The organism is Mesorhizobium waitakense (assembly GCF_056431085.1).
Window position 1 is genome coordinate 1 of sequence record NZ_JBWKME010000002.1, and the last position, 17147, is coordinate 17147.

12 protein-coding genes are annotated in these 17147 nt (G+C 56.0%); 5 read left to right on the forward strand and 7 right to left on the reverse strand.

The genetic code is table 11. The features are described 5' to 3' along the window. Positions 1-29 precede the first annotated feature (29 nt). The 5 genes from AC07FD_RS00010 to AC07FD_RS00030 form a co-directional block, all read right to left on the reverse strand. A complete protein-coding gene (locus tag AC07FD_RS00010; protein WP_095090594.1) occupies positions 30-1187 on the reverse strand; it encodes a porin in 1158 nt (385 codons plus the stop codon). Positions 1188-1553: 366 nt separating this feature from the next. Next, complete coding sequence (locus AC07FD_RS00015) at positions 1554-2291, reverse strand: antitoxin Xre/MbcA/ParS-like domain-containing protein (protein ID WP_478348169.1); 738 nt, start codon at positions 2289-2291, stop codon at positions 1554-1556. 1100 nt (positions 2292-3391) lie between these two features. Continuing rightward, positions 3392-3679: a PilZ domain-containing protein gene (locus AC07FD_RS00020; RefSeq protein WP_478348170.1), complete on the reverse strand. Its 288-nt coding sequence runs from the start codon at positions 3677-3679 to the stop codon at positions 3392-3394. A gap of 121 nt (positions 3680-3800) precedes the next feature. Further along, a complete protein-coding gene (locus tag AC07FD_RS00025) occupies positions 3801-5537 on the reverse strand; it encodes a beta strand repeat-containing protein (RefSeq protein ID WP_478348171.1) in 1737 nt (578 codons plus the stop codon). 219 nt (positions 5538-5756) lie between these two features. Next, a complete protein-coding gene (locus AC07FD_RS00030) occupies positions 5757-6443 on the reverse strand; it encodes a hypothetical protein (RefSeq protein ID WP_478348172.1) in 687 nt (228 codons plus the stop codon). Positions 6444-7237: 794 nt separating this feature from the next. Between AC07FD_RS00030 and AC07FD_RS00035 the strand changes: the two genes are divergently transcribed. Continuing rightward, the gene (locus tag AC07FD_RS00035; protein ID WP_478348173.1) at positions 7238-8404 is read left to right on the forward strand and encodes a tyrosine-type recombinase/integrase; all 1167 of its coding nucleotides are present in this window, start codon (positions 7238-7240) and stop codon (positions 8402-8404) included. 82 nt (positions 8405-8486) lie between these two features. Continuing rightward, on the forward strand, positions 8487-8882 hold the full coding sequence (locus AC07FD_RS00040; RefSeq protein ID WP_478348174.1) for a hypothetical protein: 396 nt from the start codon (positions 8487-8489) through the stop codon (positions 8880-8882). A 1483-nt stretch (positions 8883-10365) separates the two neighbouring features. Here AC07FD_RS00040 and AC07FD_RS00045 read toward each other — a convergent pair. Then, positions 10366-10722, reverse strand: coding sequence for a VanZ family protein (locus AC07FD_RS00045; RefSeq protein WP_478348175.1), 357 nt, complete (start codon positions 10720-10722; stop codon positions 10366-10368). 82 nt (positions 10723-10804) lie between these two features. Then, on the reverse strand, positions 10805-12628 hold the full coding sequence (gene glmS, locus AC07FD_RS00050) for a glutamine--fructose-6-phosphate transaminase (isomerizing) (protein ID WP_478348176.1): 1824 nt from the start codon (positions 12626-12628) through the stop codon (positions 10805-10807). An 870-nt stretch (positions 12629-13498) separates the two neighbouring features. On the opposite strand from glmS, the gene nusG reads away from it, so the two are divergent. From nusG to AC07FD_RS00065, 3 genes are all read left to right on the forward strand, one after another. Further along, positions 13499-14062, forward strand: coding sequence for a transcription termination/antitermination protein NusG (gene nusG, locus AC07FD_RS00055; protein WP_478348177.1), 564 nt, complete (start codon positions 13499-13501; stop codon positions 14060-14062). A 451-nt stretch (positions 14063-14513) separates the two neighbouring features. Next, on the forward strand, positions 14514-15797 hold the full coding sequence (locus tag AC07FD_RS00060; RefSeq protein WP_478348178.1) for a sugar transferase: 1284 nt from the start codon (positions 14514-14516) through the stop codon (positions 15795-15797). A 36-nt stretch (positions 15798-15833) separates the two neighbouring features. Then, positions 15834-17132 (forward strand): lipopolysaccharide biosynthesis protein, encoded by a 1299-nt coding sequence (locus AC07FD_RS00065; RefSeq protein WP_478348179.1) that lies wholly within the window; start codon positions 15834-15836, stop codon positions 17130-17132. Positions 17133-17147 lie beyond the last annotated feature (15 nt).

A 17147-nucleotide genomic window follows, 5' to 3' on the forward strand; every position in this document is an offset into this window, starting at 1 on the left:
CCTTTCCCTTCTGATCGGCTGGGGTTCGATCAGAAGTTGCGCTGGAAACGGACGATGCCGCCAACGCTATCCTTCTTGTCGGCCTTGGTGAAGTTGCCGAACGGAGTGCCATCATCGAAGTGACCGAAATGGTCCCAGTCGACTTCGGTCGTGATCGTGAAGCCCGGAACGATGGTGTAAGCGACGTTCGCAGCCAGAGCGATGTTCTTGTCGTCATCAGCCGAAGCCTGGACGTTGAACGCTGCCTTGGCATTGAACTTGTAGGTGCCACCGCCCCAGACAGCCCACTTGCCGCCCCACGGCTTGTAGAAGCCGCGGCCATGAGCGTTGACGGCGTTGGTGGGGTCGGTGAGGTTGTTGTCGGTGCCGTAGCCGCCCATGACGAACAGCGACAGTTCCTTGCTGACGTTGACGTCCAAACGAACCTTGCCGGCCACTTCCTCGTAGTTGCTGTCATAGGCGACAACGCCGGTGATCGCACCCCAGTCGGCCTTGTACTTCAAGCCGCCGACGACATGCGGAACATAGCTGTCGATCGTGTTGGCGCCTGAGCCTTCTTCCAGCGAGACAACGCCCGAGAAGCCACTGCCAGCGTCGAAGTAGTAGCTGACGACGTTGGTGTCCTTGATCCCGTACGGGATGATCGTGTCCTGGATGACATTGCCGGCATAGCCGATGAACGCGTCGTAGGGCGTCTCATCCTTACCGACGCGCAGGCCGCCGAGCTGGATCCACGCGAAATGCAGGTCGACCGGCTTGTTGGCGGCGGGATTGCTGTCGACGTTACCGCGCCCATCAGTGACAAGGTTTTTGTCACCGAAATTAAAGCGCGTTTCGGTGTAGGTCTTCAACGTGCCGAGCTCGGTTTCCTGGCCGGTCCAAGTCTTCAGCGTGAAGCGGGTGTTCTTAAACCAAGTGCTGTTCTCGCTGCCGTTTTGTACGTCGGTGGTCTTAGCGCCATCGAACGTGCCGATGTCGCCCACGCCGGCGTCATAGCGGACGTAACCGCCGATGCGCAGGCAGGTCTCGGTGCCGGGAATGTAGAAGTAACCTGCGCCATAGACGTCGCAGATCTTAACGTATTCGGCCGGTTCCGGCTCGGCGACGACGACCGCATCGGCGGCGCGGGCGCCGGAAACTGCGATCAGGGTCGCAGCGGAGCCGAGAAGAAGGCTCTTGATGTTCATTTTCTTGAATCTCCAGTCAAAGGTTCAAGACAGGCTTCGGCAGGTCACTTGGGCTTTCCTGCCACCCCGTCCTCATCGTTGAAAAAGTCGCGCACCGTGCGGCTTCTTCGCGCTCGACATGGCCGACTTCGCTGCAGTGCACAAACGGAGATTGAAACTGGAAAGCGGCTCTTTGGCTATTTAAGAAGTATTGTTGCGGAAATATCACGAAGATGCGTCTAAATTTGGCACAGATTGCACAAGCGGCACAAAGGAAACGTGGGATAGCCTGAGTTGAGTCTATTTATGACTGTCTTTGTAAAGGGACGTTACTCATCTAGTGAGCGGCATTACAATTGCAAACTAATCGATTTGAAAATCAGAACGTCAAACCCAAGAGTTGATACTGCCGGTCGATGAAAAGTCGCGTGCGGCCAGTATGACCTCGTGCACCATGTCGTGCTTGAGCATTTCAATGGGAATGCGGCTGTCGAGATCTGGTGAAGGGCGAGCCAACCAAAACCAGGCCAGCCTTGGATTGGGAATCAGGGACAGCACCTCACTGATCCCTAGCGCCGGCCTGCCGTCGATGAACTGGGCTAGCGGGAAGACATGCTTGCGGCCGCCCTTACGCAAGGCAATGACTTCGTTGCGCCTTTGCCAGCGATGAAGCGTCGAGCGCGGTATGCGGAGCTTCTCTTCCAAATAGGTCGATCCGGCAACTTCGCCCGCCCAGTCCTCGATCACCATCGATTGGAGCTCTGCGGCTCCCTCGGCAACGTGTTGGAACGCAGGCTGGCCGGGTCCGGCCGCCGGCGCTGGCCTCCCCGAAGCGTAGTCCGCTCCGGCGGGGTGGCTGTGCGCGATCTTGTTTGCCATCGTGCGGAAGAACTCGGAGGCGAGCGCAGTCAAGTCGCCCTTGAGAGAGCCGATCGCGAGCGACTGTGCCTGCGGCAGGAAGGGCAGGGCGGCGGCCACACTGCCCGCAATCGCGCTGACGGAAACGAGCGCCTCGGCGTCCAGCAGGACACCATGCTGCGTCAATGCCTGTTGCACCGCCTCGCCCACCAGACCCGCCAAGGCTTCGTGGGATATCCCAACCATCGGATTTGGAAATCTGGTCATGTATCTGACTTGCCGGCCACGCGCGCTCGTCCCCAATTGCGGCCGGTTGAAAGGCTACAGCAGGAAGACGGAAAGGTAACGACCATAGACACAGCGACCTGACAGGCAGCTGTCTTGCATTTTTTCATACCCCAACTGGCTGCCCCGAAATGTCAGTCGCGGGACGCCTCAGTGTGCGTGTAGGGGTGGTGTGTGACAGATGCACGACAGACCGCGTTGTTTGATGCCCTTATAGAGTGACGCACCTTTACTATTGCACTCTTGCTGCTTTGCTTCGGGCGCGGCCGCGGAGCTTGGCCACTGGAAGACATCTGCGGGAATTGATTGGTGGTGTCCCAATGGTCGATGATGGTGGCAGCCGCCGGGGAATCTCGAGCGCATAGGCAAAGAGTTTGGCGATCGTGACTTTTTGCTACCGGAGATCATTGCCTACCTGGGCTCGATTGGTCGGTACATAGAACCCCACTCGCCAGCGCCGCATTGGTCAGAACATCAGAGAACACAGTAGGGAAAGGTGCGCTCAGTCCACCTACGTTGCTTCTTTCCTTACACCGTCCACCAAGTGGCGAATGCTATCGCGAAAACGGTTACCACGATCCAGAACATACACGTCTGGTCTCCGTTTCGGCCAGATTCGCCATCTTCGAACACGTCGTAACCTCCCATTCCTCCAACGGTAAGCATTCCATACCACAACAGGAACACTATCGAGCTGCTCGCGAGCGAGGGGAGTGACATGGGTTGGGCTAGCATCCGCCAGAAAACTCTCTGGACGAACCACTGGGGTCGGTAACGCGTATCCACGGCTCACCAGGTACGCGACCAGGCTTGAGGGGTCGCGGTATCGCCTTCACCACTGCGTGAACATGGCTTTGTGCCGCGACTGACACGCTACGGACGATCTTTGAGCCGTCCATCTCTTCGACTTTGAAACGTTCCATCGACCTGCTTTCTCGCAACCGACAATTACCAAAATCCGAAACGAATGGAACTGCCATGGACCGACCTTCGTAAGCGATTGCAAGGCTAAGAGCGGGCAAAGGAGTCCTAGTGTACTGCTGTCTCAAAAATGGAGCTAAGGCCGTTTCGAAAACCTATACTTAACCGTAGTGCCAATGTGGCTTTGGTTCTGTTCTCAAAAACATAACCCCGATCTTGTCTGCTCGTCGCCACTTAACAACAGACTTATAGCCTATGCCGTCAATCGGGATGTAGAGAAGGAATTCATCCGGAACGCGCGCTTCAATTGACACCTGCAACTCCGCACCTTTGGAATGCATGTTTCGGACAGTGCACTTGACCTCAGAATTTGATATACCTGTCAGTATCGTCGCTCCTTTGAGAACGCGCCGACGCCGCTGTTTTCTCAATTCCTCACCGCCGTGCATAAAACACCCATGGACGAGTAATGTCGGATTGCCACGAGCGCTTCTTTACTTGCCCGCAGCGTGGCCGGCAAGCCGGGACCGCCCATTCCCAGAAATAAGCGGCAAGTCCTGATGAAACTTCCTACTGGCGGCAGTAATAAGGGCGACCGTTGATGAATTTGGTGGTGCCGTAGGTGGATGGGCCGCAAGTGATGGCGGGGTTGTCGGCCAGATAGATGGCCGTGGCGGTGACGACGCCGGTGGTGCTGACACCCTTGCCGAGATAGACGCCGGTGGTGGAGACTTCGACGATGTTGCCATCGCCCAGAACCACCTGATTGGACTTGCTGGGCTGGGCGTTGAAGCCAACGCCGGTGACGTTGCTGAACGTATTGGACACGACGCTACTGTAGACAGCATAGGCACCTAGGGCGGTGACGTTGCTGCCGATGTTGTTCCGTCCCGCAAGATAACCCAAGGTGGCAGCGTTGAGGCCCGTATTGTACTGGCCTGCATAGGAGCCGATGACGGTGGAGTTGGAGCCAGTATTGTACTTGCCGGCTGCAACGCCTACCGCCACAAGGGCGTAGCCGGAGTTGAGCTGGCCGGCCTCTTCACCCACTGCCGTCACGAAGGGGGACGTGTTGTCCTTTCCTGCGAAATAGCCGATGCCCGTAAGGTGGGTCATAGTGTTGTTCTGCCCGGCAAGGCCACCGACCAAGGTGGAATAATCCCCGCTGTTATTCTGACCCGCAGCATAGCCCAAGGCGGTGAGGTTGCTGCCAGTGTTGTTTTGGCCAGCGCTCATACCGACCGCAGTGAGGTTGGTGCCGGAGTTGCTATATCCCGCGTTGGTGCCCACGGCGGTGACATTCGGCATGCTGTTGGACAAGGCCGCAGCATAACCAACGGCGGTGAGGTAGTTGGCGGTGTTGTTCTGGGCTGCGGCATAGCCCAAGGCGGTGACCTGGACGCCCGTATTGTTTTTGGCTGCGCTAGAACCGATGCCGACGACGTTGGAGGTGGTGACGATATCCAGCAAGCCCCGGAGGTTAAGGTTGCCGCTGGGGCTAATGATGGCGCTGGCTGTACCGGAGATGATCCGGTCGGTAACCGTGCTGATGCCAGTGAGGCCGGAGCCGTTACCGACGAAATTGGTGGCGGAGATGGTGCCTGTGATACTAACGCCCTTGCCGACATAAACGCCGCTGGTGCTTACTTCCACCACGTTGCCGTTGCCCAGCACCACCTGGTTGGACTTGTCGGCGGTATAGACGTTGTAGCCCAGCAGGGTGACGTTGCTGAAGGTGTTGGAGGTGCCAGCCCAAGCCCCCAGGGCGGTGACGTTGTTTCCGGTGTTGTTCTGCGCGGCGGCATGCCCGACCGCCGTGAGGGCACTCCCGGGATTGTTCTGACCGGCAAAATCGCCCAACGCTGCGACGTTGGAGCCTGAGTTGAAATTTCCGGCCGACTTGCCGACAACCGTAACATTACTCCCGGTATTGCTATACCCGGCACCCTTGCCGAGGGAGACCACATTGGTGCCAGTCACGATTTCCAGTCGCCCGAGCATGGTAACGGTTCCGTCGGGGCTGATAATCGCGGCGCTCGTGCCGCTCACAATGCGATCGGTGGCTACCGTGACGCCGGTGAGGCCGGATCCATCCCCCACAAACGTGCCCGAAATGGTCGAGCCGCTAATTATTGGCGCATCTGAAGGGCAACCGATATCGCCGCGGCTAGCCTCGCCATAGCAAAGCCGGCCACCTGTGACGCCCATGGTGGCGGAGATATTGGCGACAGCGCCCCAATCTTGCGCCCACGCTGGCGCCACCACCAGCAAGGCGGCGAGCAGCGACAGGCGGCATAGGAGATGCATAGGCCACTCTACCGCAACCTCAACCGCTTGGCGTCGCCAGTGACGCCAAATGGGGCAACCGCCGTTGCGGCTACGCCACGCCGGGCTGTTTCACCTCGGCCGACTTCGCCTAGGTCAGGCGCCGGCGCGTGATGATGGGGCGAGCCGAAAATGAACGGTGAAGCGGAGTAAAAGCGCAACAAGCCGCCCGGTGGGGCGGCTTTTTGGGTAGGCTCAGGCTTAGTTGACGGTGTTGGCCGCGTAGCAGACGGTTACAAGGCTGGCGGTTGGCTGAGCGGTCGGGATGGTGGTCGCACCGCCGAGCGTGCTGTTCAGGCAGGCAGTGGTGCCGTAAACCACGCGGCCCTTGGTGGCGTCGATCGCGCCATCGATGGCCTTGTCGGCTTCCTTCGCGTCGGCCAGGGGCATGTCAGCAAACTGGACAACCATGCGCTGGTCGCTACCGACGGTGGCCATGGTGTTGGCCTGTTCGGTGATGATACCGGTCGTGGAGTTGCCACCGCCGAAACCATGGTAAACCACGGCGGAGGTGCCGGTGCCGGTTATGCGGAAGCCGGGCAGGATGTTGCGCAGGTCGGTTTTGTCGATGTTGCTGGCCCAGCTGGCAGCGGGGATGGTGTTATTAACCAAAACGGCGATGTTGCTGGTAGGGGTGCCGGCGGTAGTAAGAGCCACGTGCGGCCACACGTGCTGGCCGGAATAGAACTGGCCGTTAGCGTCTTCAACCTGCTTGAGCTGGGCACCGGCCTTGGTACCGCTGGAGCGGTTGATGAGCTGCCAACCCACGGTGATGATCACGAGGGTGATAAGGATGGCGATGATGGCGACGATCAGAATGGTCTGGTCGATCGTATAGCCCTTGTTGGAGGTAAGACGGCTGAAAAGGCTGTTGAAAGTGAGTTGCATAGTCATGAGGTTCCTTGCTGATTGTTGGGTCTTGAGACCTATGGTACCTCGCTCCAGATGTTCTGACAGGCGGTGGGGAAATTTCTGACAGGCCGGTGTGTGATTTGTGCACTGGCCCAGTGGGGTGCAGTCAGGTAGGAAAACGAAGGAGGCGGAGCTCAAGGCTTTCCTCCTGCTTTTTTCACTTCTCCTCCAAAAGGGCGATGCTCGGTCGTGGGGAAGTGCCGCGCAAAACAGATCGGGCGAGGGGTCAGTTGGTGACACTGTCGCGGACGGAGAACCCGATCCGCCCCATTCCAGTGACTATTAGTGCCGGATGAACGTCCCGACCAAAGATCGGTTACATGAAAGATACATGGGAAGAATCGACTGGATCGGTTTTCATGTAACTATTTGAATAATATGGCGCACCCGGCGCGATTCGAACGCACGACCCCTTCCTTCGGAGCGCCAACCGTACGACAATACGAGATTATTGAAATTCGTAATCATTTGTTTTCTGGTCATTTTTGTTGATGTACTCAACATCATTACTTCACTTTCTATGTAACATTTGCTATAAATCGGTTACATGGAAGTTACATGAAATGCCTAAATTGTTTTTGACTGACGATCTTGTTTTTACTTCGAGTTGCCCACTTGGGAAAGGTCAGGAAATATACTGGGATTATCCAGTTGGAGTGGACGGTCGTATACGAAGTGACTCCGTTTCGGGCCTGGGGCTCCGTGTTACTGAGTTGGGGCACAAGGCCTTTGTCCATGCTTACAGGTTCAATGGCAGGCGTTATCGAACAGTGCTCGGGTCTACCGTCGTCCTCAACGTATCCTCTGCCCGGCTGGCGGTCGGCAAACGGCAACGCCGCCTGGAGGTCGGGGATAATCCAGATTTCGACCGAACCGACCCTCGCCGTGCTCATCTTCTAACGGTCCGTGAGGCGATCGACCGCTATTGGGAAAGCCATGTGAGCGGCCTCTCCGCCGGCTACCGCTACAATTTCGCGATCTTTGTGGCCCATTGGCTGCGGCCCACGCCGACGGTGGCAAGCAAGCGCGGCCACAACAGTCGGCGTCGTTACAAAGATTTCGGGACGATGTTCGCCGACCGGCCGCTTTCCTCGATCAAGCCGCTGAATATCGAGGAATTCCAGAAGCAATTTTCGTCGGGATACGTGTTCAACAGCGCGCTACGGCACGTACTGGCGCTCTATAACTGGGCCATCCGTATGCAGTTGGTGGACATGCGCAACCCCTGCACTCCTATCCGAGCCCGGAAGGTTATACGCCGACGCCGGGATTACTCAACAGAGCAGATCCGCCAAATCGCAGCTCACATCTTCTATCCGGTGTTCGAGGCACCGCCTGAAATTGATCACCTGGAAGGGTTCGCCAAACGGAACATGGCTCTGGTCAAGGGGCAGGTGGCAACCGCCAACGACCAGATGGAGGAGCTCTCCAATTTTATGGGCATCCTGTTCCTGACCATGGCCCGCCCCAGCGATCTGACCAAGGCGGAATTCGACCATTTTGATCTGGAGAAGCTTGTCTGGCACAAGCACAACACCAAGGGCATCAAACTGTCGCGTTCGCTCTATGAATACGCCTACCGTTCGGTGCCGATCCATCCTAGGGTGGCCGGGATGGTGCAGGCCCAACGCCTCCGCTGGCCTGAAAGCAAGTTACTGTTCCCCTCGCACACCGATATGACCCAGCCCCGCGACAATTTCCGCAAGGGGCTGGACAGGTTCAAAGCGATGCCGGGCGTTCCGGAGTATTTCCAGCTTTACGACCTCAAGCGGATTGCCATCTCCCTGATGTTGACAGCCCAAGGCGTATCGCACGAGGCCGTGTCACACTACGTCGACCACAAAGGAAATCTTGAAACGACCATGATCTACGACCTCGGCCTTGTAGACCCGATGCGCCCGGTGACTGAACGGCTTGGCGTCCTGCTCGGCGTCTAGTGCTTGACGTCATTTTTCGTTTGTGAGGCAATGGGCCTGCGGCGATGTTCAGCCGCGACAATCCACAACGAAAGCTATGCCCATGGAAGTCATGCAGGCGCTTGTGTTGACCAGCACCCAGCTGCGCGACATGCTGACGGAAGCTGCTCGAGAGGGAGCGAGTTTGGCCGTCGCGTCATTGCGTGCGGAACTTCATCAGGCGCCCGACGACGCCACCCTCAAGAAACTCCGGGCCTACCTGGCGGACCCGGCCTGCCTTGCCAATCCGCAAGACCATTGGGCGCATAGCGAGCTCATCCGCCGGATTCAGCCGACGGCGCGCGGCAAGCCAAAATCCACGGCGTGGTTTATGCGATTCCAGAGAGAGACGGGACTGAACGAGTGCTTCACCCGCCCAAGCCCCGCCTACGGTCGACGCAGGGAATGGTCCTTCGCCGACATCAAGCTGGCTTGGGATGCCTACTACCGCAAAGGGTAAGCAGCGAGGCTACATCGCTTTATTATTTGTGCAAGGCTCGCGAAACTTCCGCAAAAGCCGAAGTGATCAAACAAGCGCGCCAAAACTATAAGAGCGCCGGCTCACAAAACATTGCTCACGCACATAACTTACTTTGAAAGGTATGTCTTGACTTTCGGATCGGGAAGCGCTGTCTAGCCGTCTCTTGCGCCCAGGCTAGGGGTTCTTCAGTGACTGTTCGAATAAGGCTTCCCGGCGGCACGTTGAAGGTCAAGAATTATCGTGAACTGCGCGCTCGAGAACGTCAGAGGCGGATGCCCGTAGTCAAGCTCGGTCCAATCTACCTTATTTGGTGGTCCAATAGGCAAAAGCCAATCGACGATTAACCGCTAGGCTGACGGAGGCATCTGTGATCGCTTCGAAGAGGTAAGCCATGCGTTGTGATTGGGGAAGTACATCATCGCCAACGGTGAATGCCACGATCCTCTACCAACAACGCGAAGGGCATGGCACTTTCGTGCGAATGGCGCGTGCCGCGCAGTAATGTTATACAGGCGATCACCAAAAAAATAAGCTTGGATGAGGTAAAGCCAGACAGATCTTAAGACGTGTAGGCAGATCGAGCTTCCGGCGGAAATCATTGCACAGACACGTATTTAAAAACCTATGAGCCGCGAAGTATGTTTTGACGCGGATTTTTGGTGTCAACTTTTGCGTTATCGGAAGCAGGTGTACATGATACGTGATATGAACCAAACAATACGCGGCGCGATAATCCAGACGCGAGGAGTGAAAGAGTCCAACGTGGTGATAGGCAACGCTGCAATGGTATCGGTAGCAAATTTAGTTTCTATGGCGGTCACGTTACGCAGTCCATTGGTTCAGTCGTAGAATCATTCAACCAAGCGATCGTTATACGGAAACAATAAGACATCTTGATCAATGATCATGGCATGCCTCCAATGCTTGGGGCAAAAGTAACTAAACGTAGACTGCTTGCTTGCAAGCTCGCGCGAAACATGAATATCTTAGTTCGCTTGTGCGGCCGGCGGGCAGGGCTTCGCGAGAGCGCGGCGTTGGGGTTGGGGATATGTATTTTCCAAGGTTTCTTGTCGGTGCGACGATCACTCTGCTGGTCGTCGTGATCTGGGTTTACCATACAACCGATTCGATCTGGCGAACGGTAGGCTGGGCGATGCTCGTCGCTGCCATTCTCCAGATAGGGTATTTTGCCGCTGTAGTGTTATTGATCTATCTCGACGTGTCCAAACCCGCCGAGACAATTGATTCGAGCACAGGCGACGAAACTGGGTCGCTTCCGATCAGGCGGGACGGCATATCTTTCTGATGCCGTTGAAGGCGTATGACCTTCGGAACCGTTTTGGCGAGAATGTTCGAGGCAACCACTGCATCCGCCGCGAACGAGGCTGCCTTCCCAATGTCGAGGGCAACAAGCCGGACAATAGCGCGTTTTCTGACGCTCGGGGCATAATACCGTCGATCATCAGGCAGTCCTTTCCCCCCAGATCGCGGCGGCGAGGCCACATGCCACGCCGACGCAATCAGCAACCCAGTCGAGTATATCGACATCGCGAGCTATCAACGGCAACCCCTGGAGAACCTCGATGCCGGCGCCAACCAACGCAAGGAAGATAATCAGCCTTATCTTTCGCTCCGGCCAGCCGAGGCTTCCAAGGAACATCAGGACGGCGAACGCCGTGATGTGGTTCAACTTGTCGTAGTGAAAGCCGATGTCGATCCCAAAATCCTTTAGGCGAGGCAACGGCAACAACGCGAGTGCAAGGACGACAACCAGCATAACCCCAAAAGCGACCCGTTCGGCGACTTTATAATATTTCATTCTGCTCCGACCAAGTCTGAACCCTGACCACCGTTCGCGACGGGTTGGAAGGTCGACTGCGGTGAACGCTGGGTTGAAAGAGTCATTCGACGGTCACCGATTTCGCCAGATTGCGCGGCTGGTCGACATCCGTGCCCATGAACACGGCGGTGAAATAGGCCAGCATCTGGATCGGCAGCGCGTAGATGATCGGCGAGATGATTTCCGGCACGTCCGGCAGCACGATCGTCTCCATCGTCTTGACGCTCACTTGTGCCGCACCCTTGCTGTCGGTGATCAGGATGATCTTGCCGCCGCGCGCCGCCACTTCCTGCATGTTGGACACCGTCTTCTCGAAAATGCGGTCATGCGGCGCAATCACGATGACCGGCATGTTCTCGTCGATCAGCGCGATCGGTCCATGCTTCAGCTCTCCCGCGGCATAGCCCTCGGCATGGATGTACGAAATTTCCTTGAGCTTCAGCGCCCCTTCCATGGCGAGCGGGAAGTTGGTGTCGCGGCCGAGATAGAGCACATCCTTGTGGCGGGAGAGATCGCGCGAGATCCGTTCGATCTGCCCGTCGAGCTTCAGCACCTCGCTGGCGAAGCGCGGCGCTTCGGAGAGTTCGCGCACCAGCATCCGCTCCTGCTCGGGCGAGATGGTGCCGCGGGCGACGCCGGCCCGCACGGCCAGCGAAGCCAGAACCGAAAGCTGGCAGGTGAAGCCCTTGGTCGAGGCGACGCCGATCTCGGGCCCGGCGAGTGTCGGCAGCACGACGTCGGATTCGCGCGCCATGGTCGATTCCCGCACATTGACCACCGCGCCGATCTTCATCCCGGCCTTGCGGCAATAGCGCAGCGAGGCCAGCGTGTCGGCGGTTTCGCCCGACTGGGAGATGAACAAGGCCGCGTCGTTCGAGGATAAAGGCATCTCGCGGTAGCGGAACTCCGAGGCGACATCGATGTCGACCGGCAGCCGCGCATAGCGCTCGAACCAGTATTTGCTGATCAGGCCGGCGAGATAGGCGGTCCCACAGGCCGAGATCGCCAACCGGTCGATTTTGCCAAAATCGAACGGCAGATCGAGCGGCTTCGAGACGCCGGAGACGAAATCGACATAATGCGCCAGCGTGTGCGAGATCACCTCCGGCTGCTCATGGATTTCCTTTTCCATGAAGTGCCGGCGGTTACCCTTGTCGACCATGAAGCTGGTCGAGAGCGACTGTTGACGTTTGCGGTCTACCTTGTTGCCGTCGATGTCGTAGATCACGACGCTGTTGCGGCGCACCACCGCCCAGTCACCATCTTCCAGATAGGTGATCGAGTTGGTGAAGGGCGCGAGCGCGATGGCATCCGAGCCCAGGAACATCTCACCGTCGCCGTGGCCAACGGCGAGCGGCGGACCGTTGCGGGCGCCGACGATCAGATCCTCGTCGCCCTTGAACATGACCGCCAGCGCGAAGGCGCCGTGCAGCCGCTTCAGTGCCTGATGCGCCGCCGCGACCGGCTTCAGTCCCTTGGCCAGTTCACGCGCCACCAGATGCGCGACGACCTCGGTGTCGGTCTGCGAGGAGAAAGTATAGCCGTCGCGCATCAGCTCATCGCGCAATTCTGCGAAATTCTCGATGATGCCGTTGTGGACGATGGCGACCCCGTCGGAAAAATGCGGATGCGCGTTGGTTTCGTTGGGCACGCCATGCGTCGCCCAGCGCGTGTGGCCGATGCCGATCGTGCCGTCGAGCGGCTCTTCCTTCAACCGGCGCTCGAGGTTGATCAGCTTGCCTTCAGCCCGGCGGCGGCCGAGCTCGCCATTCTCGATGGTAGCGACGCCGGCCGAGTCATAGCCGCGGTATTCGAGCCGTTTCAGGGCATCGACAATGAGCGACGCAACCTGCATTTGGCCGACAATTCCAATGATACCGCACATGCAGACAGTTCCTTCAATCCACTACAGAAAGCCGACCTAGTTCACAGCGTTGTCAGTCTCTGGCCACGTGGAAAATTGTGCCCGACCGTACCGTTGCACAATATGTCGCTACAAATAGCCAACAAATGTTAGCAATAGTAACAACAGGACTACACAAAAGCCTTAGGAAATCCTGCCAAAACGCCACTCTTAAATCAACCGATAGTTCATTACGTTAACAGAAACGTGACAAGTCGCCTCGCCTTGCGATATTAAAGAATAAACCACCGGGCGACACAACACAGCGCTATAAACGATGCTGTCTCACGCGCTGAAATGAGCCACTCACTTTTAGCGCTCTATCAGGAGCCCAGGGCCGTAGCGCATCATTTTACAATCGACAAGAACGGATGTAAAACAAAGTCAGAGATTGGAGATCTAGTTCTAAGGCAGAGGAGCGCGAGGCGGCGCTTAACAACGCGAGGAAACCCTGTCAAGCCCGCTACAGACCTTCCTTGACGCGATTATTATTTAATCGATTGTAGCGAAAAACCGCGCCAGTCAAGACTTGCGTTTAACACACAAGCATCATATGGCTCCGCAATATCGGCACGGTCCAACTTTTCGTTACACAAAGCTTTTGCGTACCTGCCGTGCGAGAAAGAAATATGACAAAGGCGGCCATCACACAAGTATGAAATATCTTACATAACAATCGCTACAGCCAATAGATGAAATATTAGCGACAGCTAATTTACAGTTATAGATAACAAAAGTATTTCATAATCTTTCAGTCAATGCCGATTTTTAGAAAAATAGTTCCTTGCGAGTCTGAAAGATGTAGCATAAATGATCTCCCCATAGCGGTCGAAGAAATGTGGAATAAGTATTGTGACGCTCTCAGGACTGTATAGCACCGAGCGGAGTGCATTTCAGAATTCGCCAGCCGCAGATAATGGCGTTAGGTGGTATGTTGCCGGTGTATCTATGGGCAAAGAGACCATAGCTGAACAACATCTCCACAGACAGGGATTTCTTTCATTCGTGCCGCGCGGCAAGAAAACAGTTCGTCACGCTCGACAGCTCTCGACGCGGACGGCAGCATATTTTCCTGGGTATATGTTTGTCGCCATAGACGTTACTCTTCAACGTTGGCGCTCGATCAACGGAACTATCGGCATTCGTTCTTTGATCATGCGAGGGGATAGGCCATCGCCGGTCCCTATTGGGTTGGTCGAGCGCTTCATTGCATTAACCGGCAAAGATGGCCTGCTTGATTTCAGCGGTGGCCTCAAACCGGGATCTTCTGTTCGAATTCTATCGGGGCCTTTCGCGGAGTTGATAGGTCGCCTTGATCGGCTTGATTCCACAGGGCGGGCCCGCGTTCTTGTCGCCATCATGAATGGCGAAATTCCTATTGATCTGGAATCGAGCGGTCTTGTCGTAATTGCGTGATCAAAGCGCTTTATTGCTCGCTTGCTTGATCCCCCTCGTTGCATGTGAAAACTCCCCGCTTCACCCGGGAGTGCGGTAGCCGTGGTCTTGCACATTCGTCAAAGAACTTTGCTCGGCGCGGGCAGAACAAGACCGTTAGTCCGGGCTGGACGGACTACACACTGGTTGGATTTCATTTCAAGATGGCCGAATGGTGCATCATGGATGAGCCTTCAGGCGGAGCATGTTGTGCTGGTCGTCTAAGGCAGTAGATGGAACGTCGTATCTGGTCGACTTGCAAACCGAGACAGATCAGGGTGACAAAAGACGTCAATCGTTCCCACGCTCGTGGCAAAACACCCTAGTGACACTTCTTCGCTGGGAAGAAGTCGGCGAGCGGATCACGGCTTGTGCCATTTCATGCCGCCATGACGACAAATATCTCCCTACCAAATAACCGGACAGATAGCCTATGAACATGAATGTTCGCGCCGTCAATTTGCCCAACCAAAGACATCTTCTGTTGCGGATGCGCTTTCAATTGGTGGGCGGTTTGATGTTTGCCATCGTTGTGCCTGCTCTGATCCGTCTTTCGATAGGGTACGGCGTTATTTATTCATCTAACATGCAGATCACGATCGTCGCTGCGGTTATCGCACATATCATTGGCTACACGTTATACCGCCGGATCGCGAATTTTCCCGGGGTAGCAGCAACTGGATACATTCTGCCTACCTTTGCGTTAGCCTACGGCCTCGTGTTTTTGACGATTTTCTTTTTGCGAATTGACTACAGCCGGTTCCAGGCGGCCGCCAGCTTCTTTCAGTCAACATTTTGGTACTTTGCGATAAGCGTGGTGACGCGGCGGCTCGATCCGTACCGATTGGCTGTAGTCCCTGGGGGAAACGTCGATCGGCTCGGAAATATACCCGGCGTGGCCTGGCATTGGATACGTTCGTCTGACGAAATTGTAAAACATGCAAGCGGAGTGGTCGCAGACCTTCGGGCTGATCTCTCAGACGAGTGGGAGCGCTATATTGCCGATCGAGCGCTTTCCGGCACGCCGGTCTATCATATCAAGCAGATCAGCGAGTCCCTGACAGGTCGTGTCGAGATCGAACACCTTTCGGAAAACACTCTGGGCTCTCTAAATCCGAATCAGGCCTATTTGAAGATAAAGCAGGTGATCGATTGGGTTACTGCATTGGCTGCTCTGATTCTTCTTTCTCCGGCCCTTTTATTGGTCGCCGTGTTGGTCAGACTTGAGTCAAATGGATCTGCGTTGTTTAAACAGGAGCGGATGGGCTACAGAGGCAACGTGTATAGGGTCTACAAATTTAGGACGATGAGAGTTGGCGCTCGCGGTACTGATGAGAAGGAACAGGCAATTACCAAAGACGGTGACGCGCGCATTACTCGATTAGGGCGGTTGTTGAGAAAGTCGAGGATCGACGAACTGCCACAAGTTATCAATATCCTGCGCGGAGAAATGAGCTGGATAGGACCTCGACCCGAGGCCCTCGTTCTTTCGATATGGTACGAGGCGGAATTACCTTTTTATAGGTATCGGCATATCGTTCGGCCGGGAATTACAGGGTGGGCGCAAGTTAATCAGGGCCATGTTGCGGCCGTTGGAGAGGTCTTAGAGAAACTTCACTACGATTTCTACTATATCAAGAACTTCTCGCCGTGGCTGGACCTGCTAATTGTGTTCCGGACAATTAGAACAGTCCTCACCGGCTTTGGCGCTCGTTGAATGGCTGGGAGTGCAAGGTCAAGTCGAGGCTGGGCGTTGAACATCGTAACGGCGTCCCTGCCGCAGGGAAATGAGCGCTTGGTTGCCGGAGCAGCCCGTCTGCTGAATATTGTTTTGCGTTTCGGCACTCTGTTGACCCGGTTTCTGTTCGTATTCTTCCTGGCCAGGTACATCGATCCGACGTCGGTCGGATACTACGGGCTTTTCACAGCCACCGTCAGTTACGGTCTATATATGGTCGGCTTGGATTTTTATGTCTTCCTGTCGCGGGAGATACTGCAAGTCTCTGACGACCAGCGAGGGGCCATGCTGAAGGGCCAATTGACGTTATGCGGCCTTCTTTACGTGATTGTACTGCCAGCCTTTGTCCTGATCTTAATGCTCGAGGGCTGGTCAACGTCCCTTCTATGCTGGTTCGTTCCAATTCTGGCACTGGAGCATTTCAACCAGGAAGTGTCCCGTCTGCTCGTCGTGTTGTCGGACCAGGTTGCGGCGAGCATAACGTTATTTGTGCGCCAGGGCAGCTGGGCGATCGCCGTTGTAACCCTGATGATCGGATTTCCAGAAAGCCGGAACCTCAACGTCATTATGGCGCTCTGGGCATGTGCGGGGCTTGCTGCAGGAGCGCTGGGTATTTGGAGACTAAAGCAACTCCCGATTGGTGGTTGGTCGAAACCGATCGATTGGCGCTGGGTCGGAAAAGGGATCTCGGTCAGCGCGGCCTTTTTGGTTTCGACCCTCGCTTTGCGCGGTATCCAGACAGCCGATCGATATTGGATGGAGAGCCTGGGCGGCATTGAAGCAGTCGGCGCTTATGTGTTGTTCCTCGGAGTTGCAGGAACGCTTATGGTATTTCTGGATGCGGGTGTGTTCTCGTTCAGTTACCCTGCACTGATCAGTCACAGCCACAAGCAGGAATACAATCTTGCCCGTAAGACGGTTCAGCAGATGTTTTTTCAGACCGTGGCCATGTCGGTCGCGTTTGGCTTCGTAAGCTGGGCGTTGCTGCCTTACCTGCTACATTGGGTAGGAAAGGCTGTCTATCAAGATGCCGTCGGCCTATACCCATGGGTGCTACTTGCCGCGATCACCAATGCTGTCGGTATGGTTCCTCACTATGCTCTCTATGCGCGTGGGTTCGACAAACCTATCATCTACAGTCATATCGCCGCATTGCCGGTATTTGTCATATCCACCTGGTGCCTCAGCAAAAGCCACGCCGAACTGGCTGTTCCCATCAGCATGACGATCTCGTTCACTCTGATCATGATTTGGAAAGCTGTCGCCTACCACCGCCTCGACACAAATCACTTACCGCCAAAGTCGTCGGCATAATTCAAACTTTTGCTA